Origin of the sequence: Roseburia sp. 1XD42-69 (genome assembly GCF_003612565.1) — a bacterium.
Taxonomy (GTDB): domain Bacteria; phylum Bacillota; class Clostridia; order Lachnospirales; family Lachnospiraceae; genus Roseburia_B.
The window spans coordinates 20,296-33,913 of the sequence record NZ_RAZG01000021.1 but is presented as its reverse complement, the minus strand read 5'-3'; the positions used below and the strand labels follow the sequence as shown (position 1 = coordinate 33,913).

Here is a 13,618-nt window from a genome sequence, read left to right as displayed (position 1 = left end):
AAAGGCAATCCCTTATTTCACTTTTACCTGCTTTGGAGAAGAATAACTGCTGTAAAGCTTTTTCCCATTAACAGTTTTGTATGCTCTGACTTTAAAATAGTACTTCTTGTTCTTTGAAAGCTTCTTATTTGTATAGCTTGTAGTATTTGCTTTCTTAATCGTGGTCACTTTCTTGTAACCTCTGGATTTCTTGGTGCTCCTGTAAACTTCATATCCGGTAACGCCTTTTATCTTAGCCCAGCTGATTTTCGCCTGCCTGCTTCCCGCTTTTACCTTTACTTTAGAAGGCGTGGGCGGTGTTGTGGTAACTTTTACGGTATTGGCAAAATCACCAAAATAGGTAGCCCCGTCAGATACCACATATGGGCGCACCCTGTAGCTGTAGCTCTTCATAGAACTGAGCTTCTTGTGGGTAAAGGATGTAGATGATGTTGTTCCCACAAGTCTGTTTTTGTCGTTATAAACGGCATAACCCTGAGCACTGTCCACTGCAGACCAGGAAAGTTTCACACTGTTGCTGGTTGCAGAAGCCTTTGTATTTGTCATAGGCTTCACTTCAATGTTGTAACGGATTGTTTTCACTCCGCCGTAATTTCCCAAACCGGAAACCTGAATTGTCGCGGTTCCAGGATTCGTATTGTTCACGTAAGCAATGGCGTAATCCTGGTTCTCAACCAATGTCCTGCCGCCGTCTGTCAGTACCAAATTCTGGCTGGTGGCCTGGTTGTTGTAAAGCTTTGTCTCCACCTCACTGAAACTGCATCGTGTCACATTCTTTGCCACAATGTCGAAGGTACGCTCAATCCTTCCAGTGTATGCACCCATTGCTGTTACTGTCACAGTGGCAGCTCCCACATTTACATTATTGGAAAATACCACCGTATAATCCACGCCCTCTCTTAAAATATCATTGCCATATACCACAGCAATCTGAGGTACAATGGGATTTCCGGTATAAGTAAAGGCATCTGCTATAGCCCGAACCTGGGCGTTTGCCAAATCTCTTCCGATTTCAAAGGTCGCCGTCTTCTCCCCTGTATACTTACTTAAGGGAGCTGCAGTAATCGTTACTGTGGCAATACCTCTGTCCACATTATTCTGGTAATTTACAATGAAGTCCACGCCTTCCACAAGCTTGTGGCCTCCAAGGGTCACTGTAAGAGGCGGGGTCACCGGCTGGCCGGTGTAAGGCTGCGCCGGTATAGGTGCAATTTCTGCCATAGACAAATCTGCACTTATAGTAAATTCACGGATAAGCTTTCCGCCGTAATTGTTTCTGCCCTCCACGGTAATCTTTGCCGTTCCCGGATAGATATTGTCCGTGTAAGTAATGGTGCAGTCTTCCGGTTTCAAAACATAATCCCCTGTTCCGGCTGCCACTGCAAATCCGGCATTATTTCTTGCCGTATCCGTAATGGTAAAGGTGGGACGTATGGCTGTTCCCGTAAATTTCTGTTCCTCAATAACGGAAGGATCAAATTTCACGGTAACATCTGTAACATCCTTCGGCGTAATAACAAAGTCTTTTTTCAGCCGGCCTGTGTAGTTGCCTGCTTCCACTGCCCAGATTTCAATAGAAACCTTTCCTGCATTTACCAGATTCTCCGGTATCGTCGCCAAGTATCCGTTGGGTTTTCCCACGGGCTGATTTCCAACCGGAACCACCAGTTCCAAATCAAGGTCAATTTCTTCATCTCTTGCGGTAATGTCAGGCTTTAATGCACTGCCTGTAAATGCCTTATCCGGAATTGTAAAGTTCACCTTGCTAAGATCTCTCTGCCTGATGGTGTAGCGCAAATCTCCCATACGCCCTGCGTACTTTCCGATTCCCTTCACATAGGCTTTATAGTCTCCTGCGTTTATACATTCACCGTCTCCGTTGTCAGATACAGGCTCATAGACAACCTTATAATCGTTGCCTTCTGTAAGGCCGTAATGAATCCCGCTCTCATTTAATGTAACGGCAACCTTGGGTTTCTGAGCCGCATTGTTAAACTCTAAAGAAGGTTCTCCGTCTTTCCATTCAACACTGTGAACATAGTCATTGATGTCTGCCCCGATGTCAAATTCCACATCCCTGACACCGGTAAAGTTATTCTTACCTGTAAGCTCTAAATGTCCCTTTTCACCTATCACAGTATTGTTATAATACCTGTAGGTATAGGCAATTTCCCTAACGGAACCTTCCGGGTCTCCCTCGCCTTCGGCGTAAACCCTGGTTTTTGTGCCGTCTTCCTTGATCCAGTAAACCGTAAACTCCGGTTCAGCATTGGGCTTTGCAACGGTAACGACACCGGAATCCACCTGCACCTCCACATCGGCGGAAGTAATGTCGATAGGAAGAATGTCAAAGGTCAGTTCCGTTCCCTGTTCAAAGTTATTGATACCTTGTATATCAATGGTTCCAAGACCTACATCATGGTTTTCTCCATAATTAATGGTATAATCTGTGCCTGCGGCCAGAGTAGTTCCGTCACAGGTAATCGTAACCTTGGGCAAAATAGACTGCCCGGTATACTTGTATTGATTTCCCTTTTCCAAGGTAATATCAACACCGCTGCTCAAAATAGATCTCCTGCGGATCACAAAGGGTCTTGTCACACTGCCCTCATAGTTCCCTTTAAAACGGATCAGCGCTTTCGCATCCTCCGTAATATTGGTAAATCCAGAGGTAACCTCATAGTCCACACCTGATGTCAATACGGTTCCGTTATATTCTATGGACACCTGAGGAATTACTTCCTTTCCTGTGTAGGTGTAAATCCAGTTTCTCTCATCTAAAACCTTCAAAAGAGAACTGTCCTCATCAATATGGATTGGATTAATGGTAAAGTTCAAATCTCTGCTGCCTGTAAAGTTCGGCTCGCTTCCTCCTGACTTCACATCCCCCGGTCCCACCGTAATCGTTGCTGTTCCCGCATTGATATTGTTTTGGTAGGTGTAGGTAAAATCTCCGTCCTCCTGGGAAAGGAGAATCTTTGAAATAATACCGTCTTTATCCCGCATCCAGTTGACGGAAGGCTCCGGCCGGTGTTCCCTGCCGAAATATTGATACTTATACTGCGCCGTATCTTTTAAGATTCCTTCCTCATCCATCACAATTTCCGTTGCGTTTGCGGCACTTAAATCAATTGGAGTAATGGTAAATTCTTTCGTAATATCTCCCACATAGGGATGATTTGTCTCCAAACCGTAAATTCGGAAAGTTTTCTTTCCAGCATTGATATACTCCGGATTATCCTCATCAATGGCAACCTTGTAATCCACGCCCTCTTCCAAAGGCTGCGTATACTTCTGGTCTCTAACTACAATCTGCGGGATAATTGTATCCCCCGTATACTTATAGCTGTCCTTCCGCAATTCTACGCTGATACCATTTGCCTCTGAGAAACTGTTACCTACTTTATAAGTAATCTCATTCTGATATGTACCTGTAAAGTTTCCGTCAGGATTTGCGGTGACTCTCACCTCATAATATGGCTTTGTCTCATCATTGATAGCGCTGCAGTTTTCTTCCCAAGTACAGATATAATCCAAATCCGGCCTCAGCAGCACACCGCCATAGTAAAGCTTTGGCACCGGTTTCACATTCTCCCCGGTGTATGCAAAGGATCCCAGATTCTCCACCGTAGCGTCATTGATATCTCGGGGAACAATCTTGTAGTCTATTTCAAAATCCCCGCTGTCCGCATAGGCGTTCATTCCATGGATAATGATGGTTTTTCCCTCGCCTACATTAATACAGTCTTCGGGATACTCGCACCAGTAATCCGCCTTAATGTCATTGGGCCCTTTTCCTGCTAATAAAGGCTCATTTGCATGATTTCCAAAATAAATCTTAAGTTCCGGCTGAATTCTCTTTCCTGTATACTGGAAACAATCTAACCTGTTGTTATCATTGGGGAAATCCGGTTTTGCAAACTCAATGGTGGCCCAGTTTAAGGTTCCTTTAATCTTAAAGGTTTTGATAATTCGCTCCGTACTTTTATAATTTTTATTACCAGTAAGGACAAGCTGTGCTTCTCCCGGCCTGTCATTATTTCGCCATTCTAAAGTATAATCAGCAGCTTCTCCTGCCTGCACATCCTTTGGTGACTTTAACTTATAACAGGATGAAATGTTTTGTGAACCGCCGTCTTTCTTATAACTTCCGTCCAGATTACGCTTCAAATCCACCAGTGTATAACCCGGTGTAATGGGCTGCCCCTCATAATTGTACTCGGTCTGCTGACCGTTCCAAGCAAAATAAATATCTCCGGGATCCGTCTCATCATCCGCATCCTTAAAGGATTTAGCCACGATAGTAACGGAAATCTTGGGTTTCTCCCCGGGAACAGAATACATAAAGTTCCCCCTGAAGTCCACAGTGGCATCCTTATTATCCCCCACGCCTATTAAGTCCCCTGAAAGTTCCATAATGTAATCCTTTCCGGGTATCAGGGTATAGGGCTGTTTTCCCGGCCTGTTGTATACAATTTTCAAATCCGGCTCTACCTGGCTGCCTGTAAACTCTGCTGTCACACTCCTTGGAATCACTACAGAACCTCCCAAAGAATTTGCTGCGTCTTTATTTGTAATCACAAAGTCTACAATCTTTTGTCCGCCGTACTCTCCGGCACCTGTAACTATGGCCTTCGCATTTTTGTGGTTCTGTGGATCTGAAAAATCACTGATATCCACATTATTTTCATAGGAGAGGGTATAATCCACATTGGGCCGCAGGGTCTTACCTTCCAGTTTCACAACTGCATCCGGAGTAATAGGATCCGCCTGATAAATATAGTATCCATTGCTGTCCACCGCATATCCCGATGTGGAAAGTGTCACCTCTGCCGCAGCAATACTCTTTCCTATTCCAAAATATTCTGTTCTTGTACCTCTATAGTTTTTATTATCTCCTGCACTCGCCGTAATCACCACATATGGTTTTTTCCCTGCAGCGATATCCGCCGGCTTATTATCAAATACCTCGTAAGTATAATCTGTTCCGCCGGTGAGTGTCATACCGTTGTAAGTGATAGTCACTTTTGGCTCTAATGCACCGTCTCCGGCTGCCTGGTTCGGTATGGAAACTGACACATCGGAATCCGCAATATTTTTCTTGGCAATACTAAAATTAAATCGGTCTTCCGCCAGAGTCCCGGAAAATTCATTGCTGATAAATTGAATCTGGAATTTTACCGTCTCTCCAGTACAGTTTGTAAACTGGTCATTTGTGTAACCATCGGCCGCTATTACCCTGTAATCCACACCTCTCACAAGAAGCTTTCCTGTATCTGTTTTTCGAACCACAAGGTCAAATGCCGGATCCTCCAGCACACTCTTTCCTGTGTATACAAAAGTCTGCCCGGAAGAGAAAGTAACTGTCACGTCAGACTGTACAATCTCCTGTTTTTCCAAGAGTACGTCAAAGGATATCTCTCCTTCATAATTTCCTCTTCCGATAAATGTAAGCTTACCATTATCCGGATCATCCGGCCCTGCACCTGCGCTTACAAATTTGCAGTCCACCATATAGTCTGTACCTTTGGAAAGCTGCTTATTCCTGTCTGTATCCTTAAGAGATACGGAACTGTAATCATAGGAACCATTATTTCCCTGGATAGCATCTGGATCCTTTGGGTAAGTGTATTCATAATTTGTCCTGTTCAGCTGTTTTGGATAAATCGTGAAATAAACAGTCTTCATATTACCTGTTATTCCTCCGACCCCGTCAAAATTACCGCCTTGTTTGGCGAAAATCATAACCTGGGGCGCCTTGGCTTCCCCGCTGGTCTCTTTGGAACCGGCATTAATATTGTTCTGGTACCTGACAGTATAATCTACGTCTTCCGTAAGGGTTGCGCCATTGTAGCTGACTGTCACATTTGGCTCAATCTTTTCACCTGTAAAGTCAAACTCCGTATTGTCCAGCGTAACATCCACATTGGCGATGGAATTTGTGGCGATGGTGAAAGTTAGTTCCCGGCTTCCCCTATAGTACCCATCTGTTTTTCCTGTAACAGTTACCGTTGCTTCCCCCACAGCCGTATTGTTTTTATAATTTCCCAGTGTGTAAGCGGAACTGTCAATGGCTTTCTTCCCTCCGCCTTTAAGCACATCCTGAAGGCTGACATCCTCGGGCTTAAGCTCTATGGCAGATCCCGTATAATATTGCTGGGGAATGGGGTTTGCCAACTCGATGGTATCCGCATAATCCTTCGTGGAATCCAAATCTTTATAGATAACAAATTCCGCCTTGTTGCTTCCGGTATAATTTCCCTTTCCGGTAATAACCACCGTCGCTTTTCCAGCCTCTTCATTATCCTGATAGCTCAAAGTATAATCCGTATCTTTTGTCAATACAATCGAAGGATCGCTTGCAAGTTTTACCACAGGTTCCGGCGTTGCCGCCGCATCTTTCCTGTATTCTACTTCGCTGACAGGGTCAATAACCACATTGCTGCCGCTGATATCGCAGGGCATTACTTCAATTGTCGTATAGTAGCCGCCTGTATAGTTCCCCCCATCTTTTGCGTCCCAAAAGACCATTACCTGATTGCCGCTTCCCTGCATGGTAATCTTAAAATTGTCCTGGCAGAATTGCTGCAGCGCCGCATCTGTACCGGAAGCTTCAGAGAATACAATGTCATTGTGCTTTACATATGCGCCAAGATCCGCTACAGTGAGAGGTTTCCCCGCATAGACTGGTGTCTCGCATCCAAACTCCAGCACATTCCCCGTTTCCTGCTGAGGCTGACTCAAATCTCTTTCTTCAATTGTATATTCCAAATCTGTCGTGCCTGTAAAGTTTCCATTTCCTGTAACGGTGATGGTCGCCGTACCTGCATGATCGTCATTATTATATGTAACAGTGTAGTCTTTCTCCTTAACCAGGGTATAGTTAAATTTTCCGCTTTCGCTGTTTCCGGAATATTTCCCTGTGATGCTAGGTTTAATAGAAGTGTCTAACACTCCGTTAGTCATTTTTACATTAAAGAGCGCAGACTGCTCATAATCGTATGTCAAGGAACCTACATCCACAGGTGTGATTTGAAATGTAAGCTCCGCCATACCTCCGTATGAGCCCTCATCCGCACCTGTGATTTTAATCTTGGCTGTTCCAACTGTTTTGTTATTGCTGTATGCCAGAATATATTCTGATTTTGGCACTTCCGTACCGGCGGTATCGGTGATAACAATCTCCGGTTTCACCTCGTTTCCGCCCAGATAAGGCGTACCGTTAGTCTCCACGGCGGAATGCTTAAAATCAATATTCATGGAGGCGATATCAATTCCCGCTCTGGCCTGCACCGTTTTTGTCCCTGCAAAGTTCCCCTGGCCCTGTACAACAACATCCCATACAGAAGGATCCAAGGTAGCGTTTATTGTAACAGTATAATCTGTTCCCTTTGTGAGTACTTTCCCATCAAAAGTCACTTCCATCTTTATATTGCCGGCATCAAATCCCGAAACCTGCTTCGGCACGGTTATTTTCACATCGCTGTCGGCAACATTTACTGGTGATACGTCATATTTCTGCGCTATTTTAACAGGATTGCCCGAACCATCATCAGAAGCATAGGCGCCTTTACCTCTAATGATAACATACTTATTTCCTGCGTCGGCGGTAGCCGTAACAGTTCCTGTCTCATCATTATAATATCCATCAACGGTATAATCCCTGTCTTTTACCAGAGTTGTTGTCCCGTCCTTTACCACAATCTTAGGCTCGATCACCTTGCCTGTATAGCGGTAGTGGAAATTATACAACGAAGATGCATCTGTCACCTTGATATCCGGATCGTTGATACTCTTTTTTATAGGAATGGAAATCCTTTTTACATCCTTATAGTTCCCCTGTCCGGTAATTTCAATATAGGCAGAAGCCCCTGCCACATTCAGCTTTCTTCCGGTAATGGTATAATCTTTCTCCGGCACAAGTTCATTGACCTGTGAAGTATATGGTGCATAAATAATCTTTATGTTTTTATGCTTTAAGTCATCTAATATCTTTGCCTGAAGGACGTCTTCCCCTGTTGCTGAAGCATTCCCGGAAGATGTCTGGAAATCATCAATTTCATCCTGGGTGGGAAGGGTATAAGAAACATTCTCCAGCCCCTCCAATGTGACTCCGTTCAGAGAAGCAGGATCAATTCTAAATTCTACTTCCTTCGTTCCCAGATATCCGTTTGCCAAAACTCCTGTAAGAACAACTTTTGCCGTCCCCGCATTGGTATTATTGTCGTAGTCACTATTGAAATGTGTTCCTTCCACAAGCTTTGTGCTTCCGTCCGAAACCTCTACCTTAGGCCGTGCCGGCAGTCCGGTATAAGGCTGATTTGCTATACTGCTCACAGTAATATCCCTGCTGTCCATATCCTTGCAGACACGGAGTGTATGGGATGCGCTAATATTAGGGTCAGCCTTTAAAGTTGCGGTGATGGTTACCCTTCCCACTGCGGCGCCGCTAACCTGTCCGTTTTGGTTCACCGAAGCCACGCTGGTATCGGAAGAGGTCCATTCTACCTCTCTTTGGCCTGCAGTACTGGGAGTAAACACAAGCTGTAAGCCGGCCTGTTCCCCAACTTTTATAGCCTCCGGAGAATCCCCTGCGAAACGGATTCCTGTAGGCAGTTCCTGAGAAGCCGCTTCCTGGGTCTTGATACGGATACATGCCGCTTTACCTCCCAGATTCCCCGCATCGGAACTGCTGCTGCCCTGTTCCCCGTTGCGCTTTGCAGCCAGAAAACAGATATTGTCCTTACCGGATATCTGCCCGCCGTTTTTATCCCTCCACACGGCATTTTTGAGAGTTAATGCAACACTGATCTCATCTCCCGCTCCCGCCTGTATGGTATCCCCTGTCAAATTTGTGCCGGGAATCTCAGCCCAGCCGCTTGGACTCTGCCGATATTTGCCTGAATCCGTGGCTGTCTTTCCCCCGCTTGAAACAGTAAGGGTATAATCCGCTTCATGGATATGGTCTCCGCCCTCTCCATTGTTCACGCCAAATGAAATGAGCCCCACTTCCTGCACATGCATGCCGCTCACATCATTTCCGTCCATCACAAAGGTATTGGTGATGGTGGCTGTCTGGGCGCCGGTATCAATCACTTCCGTAAATTCGCCATTCTCAAGCTGATAAGAATGTCCCCCGCCCCCTGTGGAAGCTGCCCACAGGCTAAAATCCGGGGTGCTCCCGATCATACAGCAGACTAATACCCAAGCTAACACTCTCTTCACAACGTCCTTGTACATAATTATCGCTCCCTTTTCCTTCCTTAAGACTATCTACATTTAGTGGAAAACCACTTTAACGACACGAAAAGCAGGTATCATCCATGGCTGCGGCATAAACGTACCTGGTTACACTTATGTCATATATATCGTATCAATCTCACCAAAATATAATAGTGCCAAAGTACTACCTTCCCATTTTTTTATAAAAATGGATATAAAATGGCACACAGACAAAAAATGTCGCCACATCCGCTATGGGCTGTGCCAATTCTATACCTATTATACCAAAGAATTTTGGAAAAAGAAAGATGGCTGGCAAAAAAAATACCCCCTGTCGGCAGGCTGCCAGAAATGTGCTGATTCCAGATTTCCCCACTGCCTGGAATACCATATTGCACACAATCCCCAGAGGCATAAAAGGCATGGCAGCACTCTGCATACGAAGGGCCGGCACTCCGATTTCCGCTACTTCCTTTTCTCCGGTGCCAAACCACTCCATAAGCCAAGGCGCAAGAAAAAATACTGCAAAGCCCATGGCCGCCATCCCAAAAGTTCCTGTAACAAGGGTAAATTTACAGGCAAGTTTTACCCTCTCCGGCATCTTGGCCCCGTAATTGTACCCTGCCACCGGCTGGAATCCCTGGCCAAAACCAATCAGGGTGCAGAATACCACCATGAAAATTTTTCCCACAATGGACATGGCCGCCACCGCCGCATCCCCATTTGCCGCTGCCGTGCGGTTTAAGGCAATTGCCGCCGCACTGGCAAGCCCCTGCCTGAAAAAGGAAGGCATTCCGTTTAACACAAACACCTTATAAATAGAAAGTTCCCGTGCAATTTTTTTCAAAGAAAAAGAAAGTTCTGTTTTTTTTAATAAGTAAAAGGACAAGAGAACAAAAAAACCCACTGCCTGCCCCAGGGCAGTGGCGAGAGCAGCTCCTTTTATCCCCATTTGAAAATAAAAAATAAACAGAGGATCAAGGGCCACATTGAGTATTCCCCCCACCCCGATTCCAATCATGGAATACCTGGTTTTTGCCTCCGCCCGCAAAAGATTGTTCAATACAAAAGACGCCATCATCACCGGACAGGCATACAGTATAATCCTGGCATAAGAAAGGGCGTAGGGCAGTATGGTTTCACTGGCCCCTAAAAACACCATAAGTTTTTCCAGAAAGGCAATGGCAAGTATTGCCAGGATAATTCCCGAAATAACAGACGCCGCCAGGGCAGAGCTAGCCACTTTTTTTGCCTCTTCTTCTTTCTTTTTTCCCAGAAGACGGGATATGGTGCTCCCAGCCCCCATCCCCAGGGTAAAACCCACCGCCTGTATCATTGCCATAATAGAAAAGACGATACCGATAGCGCCGGAAGCCGCCGTTCCAAGTTTTGCCACAAAATAAGTGTCAACTACATTATATATAGAAGTAATGAGCATGCTGACCACTGTGGGCACAGCCAATGCCGCCACCAGCTTTGGTACAGGCTCTTCTGTCATTTTCCGATACTGGGAATCTTCTTTTTTCATCCTGTTCTCCTCTCAGATTTCTACCTGATAGTTTAACCGGATTTTGTCTGTTTTAATCTAAGGGCGGGGATTTTTCATATATAAAGCGGGGAAACGAAATTTATATAAAACTCCCCATAACCCCGGACATCATACAATACCCCGCCGCCCCGGCATCCATTACTTCCTTCCTGTTTTCCAGGGTTATCCCCCCAAGTCCATACACCGGGATATTTGAGGCCCTGCATACTTTACAAAGCGCCTCAATCCCTTTGGGGGCAAGCCCCTTTTTACAATCCGTTTCAAACACATGCCCAAAGGTCACATAGTCCGCCCCCAAAGCTTCCGCCTCTTTCACCTGCTCTATAGAATGGGCGGAAATCCCCAGGCTTATAAAATTTTTCAAATAATCTTTATATTGGCGAGCCCTCTCCAAAGGCAGATGGATACATTCTGCCCCCTGTTCTGCGGCCTCTTCTACAAAGAAATGCCAGATAAGCTGTACATGATATGCCAAAGAAATCTCCTGCACCTTTAAAGCCAGGGAAACATAGGCTTCGGGGGGCAAATCTTTTTCCCGGAGTATCAATTTTTTCACCCCCGACTGATATATTTTTTCTATCTGCCCTAAAAAATCCCCCTGCACCAGCTTTCTGTTTGTAATTGCTATGATATTTTCATCAAACATACACATAATCACTCATCACCGGCTGCATCCCTGCCTGCTCAATGGCATGGTACACCTCCTCCACGCTCCTTCCGTCGGAAATTTCAAACTGCTTATCCCCCTTTGAACCCTCATCCTCCAAATGTTCCCCGATTCCCACGGAAACTCCTGCGGAAATTTTCGTAGCGGCTATACCAATCAGGTTATCCCGCACCCTTTCACATTCCCGGGTGGATATGGTGATGCCGGCAAAAGGCATAAAAATCCGGTAAGCGCACACCACCTGCAAAAGCTGGGCTTCATGCACATCTTTGGGATTAATTTTGTCATTACCTATAATGGGGCGAAGCCTTGGGCAGGAAAAGGCGATTTCCGCATGGGGGTATTTCTGCTGCAGAAGATAGGCGTGATACCCGGCTGCCAGGGCATCTTTCCGAAAATCGGAAAGACCCAAAAGGGCCCCGAAGCCCACCCCTCTCATACCTCCTAAAATAGCCCTCTCCTGGGCATTGATGCGGTAGGGAAAGCATCTTTTATGGCCGGAAAGATGCAGCGTTTCATATTTGTCCGAATCGTATGTCTCCTGAAACACGGTGACGTAATCTGCACCGCACCTGTGGAGATAGGCATATTCCTCTGCATTTACAGGATAAATCTCAAGGCCGATTACTTTAAAATATTTCCTGGCAGTTTTACAGGCTTCCCCAATATATTCCACATCCGACATTTTTCGGCTCTCCCCTGTAAGAATCAAAATCTCTTCAAGGCCCGATGCGGCAATCTTTTCCATTTCCTCCTCTATCTCCTCCGGTTTTAACCTGGCCCGCCTTATCTTGTTCTGGCAGTTAAAGCCGCAGTAAATACAATGGTTTTGGCAGTAATTTGCTATGTAAAGAGGAGTAAACATATACACGGTATTGCCAAAATGCTTTCTCGTCTCCGCCCTGGCCTTCTGTGCAATTTCCTCCAAAAACCTCTCTGCCGCCGGGGACAAAAGCGCTTCAAATTCTTCAATTCCGCAGGTTTCCTTTGCCAGCGCCGCCTTTACCTCTTTTTCCGTATAAACGTGATAATCATAGGCTTCCATCCTATTTATCACTTTCCGGGGGATATCCGTATCAATCCGTTCCATCCCCTCCTGATAAGCCATATGGTCTGTCCTTTTTTCCATTTTAATTTTCCTCCCTTAAAAATCCTGTGAGGGGAGAAGAAGGGGACGCCCCTTTGAAAAGCACTCTCCCCATCCCGGCAAGGTGCGCTTTCCTCCCCGCCTCTATGGCCCGCTTCATGGCCTCCGCCATAAGGGGGATATCTCCCGCTGTGGCTATCGCCGTGTTGCACATCACTGCAGCCGCCCCCATTTCCATAGCCTCACAGGCCTGGGAGGGTGCGCCGATTCCTGCGTCCACAATAATGGGTAAATCTATCTCATCAATCAGAATCTGGATAAATTCTTTGGTGCAAAGCCCTTTGTTGGAGCCGATTGGCGCCCCAAGGGGCATGATGCAGGCCGCTCCCGCATCCTTTAAATCTCTTGCCACATTCAAATCCGGGTACATATAGGGCATTACTACAAATCCCTCTTTAGAGAGAATTTCCGTGGCCCGAACCGTCTCCTGATTGTCCGGCAGAAGATATTTGGAATCCCGCATAATCTCTATTTTTACAAAATTCCCGCAGCCAATCTCCCTCGAAAGCTTTGCAATCCGCACAGCCTCATCTGCATTCCTTGCCCCGGAAGTATTGGGCAAAAGAGTGACGCCCTTTGGAATGTAGTCCATAATATTTGCCATCCCCCCCTGGTTTGCCCGCCTTAAGGCCAAAGTTACAATCTGTGCCCCGGCCTGCTCCACCGCCGCTGAAATCAGCTTTAGAGAATATTTCCCTGATCCTAAAATAAATCTGGAAGAAAATTCATGCTCCCCCAAAAACCAGGTGTCTTTTTCCTCTCCCCCTCCCATAAACGTCACAATCTCCACCGTATCCCCTTCCTTTAAGGAATATGCCCTATACCCCTCTTTTGCAATAATGTCCTCATTTACCTCCACCGCTACAAGTTCCGGGCGGTAGTTTTTTTCCTCCAGCAGAGAAATGATGTTCCCCGCATTTGTGTCACAGGGTTTTCCGTTTAATGTAATGTTCATGCTTGCTCCTCCTTTTTTCCCGCAAAACAAAAAAGGTTCACGAAAAGATACACCCGCGGTGGTGTACCCCTTCGTGAA

The 13,618-nt window shown here is 45.9% G+C and carries 5 protein-coding genes; all 5 read right to left on the bottom strand.

Annotated elements, in window-relative coordinates:
• Window positions 1-12: 12 nt before the first annotated feature.
• Window positions 13-9,240 carry an Ig-like domain-containing protein gene (locus D7Y06_RS11965; RefSeq protein WP_120408033.1) on the bottom strand — a complete coding sequence of 3,076 codons (9,228 nt, stop codon included), beginning with the start codon at window positions 9,238-9,240 and terminating at the stop codon, window positions 13-15.
• Window positions 9,241-9,406: 166 nt separating this feature from the next.
• Window positions 9,407-10,750 (bottom strand): MATE family efflux transporter, encoded by a 1,344-nt coding sequence (locus D7Y06_RS11960; RefSeq protein WP_120408032.1) that lies wholly within the window; start codon window positions 10,748-10,750, stop codon window positions 9,407-9,409.
• A 100-nt stretch (window positions 10,751-10,850) separates the two neighbouring features.
• Window positions 10,851-11,417 carry a thiamine phosphate synthase gene (locus tag D7Y06_RS11955; protein WP_120408031.1) on the bottom strand — a complete coding sequence of 189 codons (567 nt, stop codon included), beginning with the start codon at window positions 11,415-11,417 and terminating at the stop codon, window positions 10,851-10,853.
• Window positions 11,410-12,567 carry a 2-iminoacetate synthase ThiH gene (gene thiH / locus D7Y06_RS11950; RefSeq protein ID WP_120408030.1) on the bottom strand — a complete coding sequence of 386 codons (1,158 nt, stop codon included), beginning with the start codon at window positions 12,565-12,567 and terminating at the stop codon, window positions 11,410-11,412. Before thiH ends, D7Y06_RS11955 begins: the two co-directional genes overlap by 8 nt.
• 1 nt (window position 12,568) lies before the next feature.
• Entirely contained in the window at window positions 12,569-13,540 is a 972-nt protein-coding gene (gene thiS / locus D7Y06_RS11945) for a sulfur carrier protein ThiS (RefSeq protein ID WP_120408029.1), read from the bottom strand.
• Window positions 13,541-13,618: the final 78 nt, after the last annotated feature.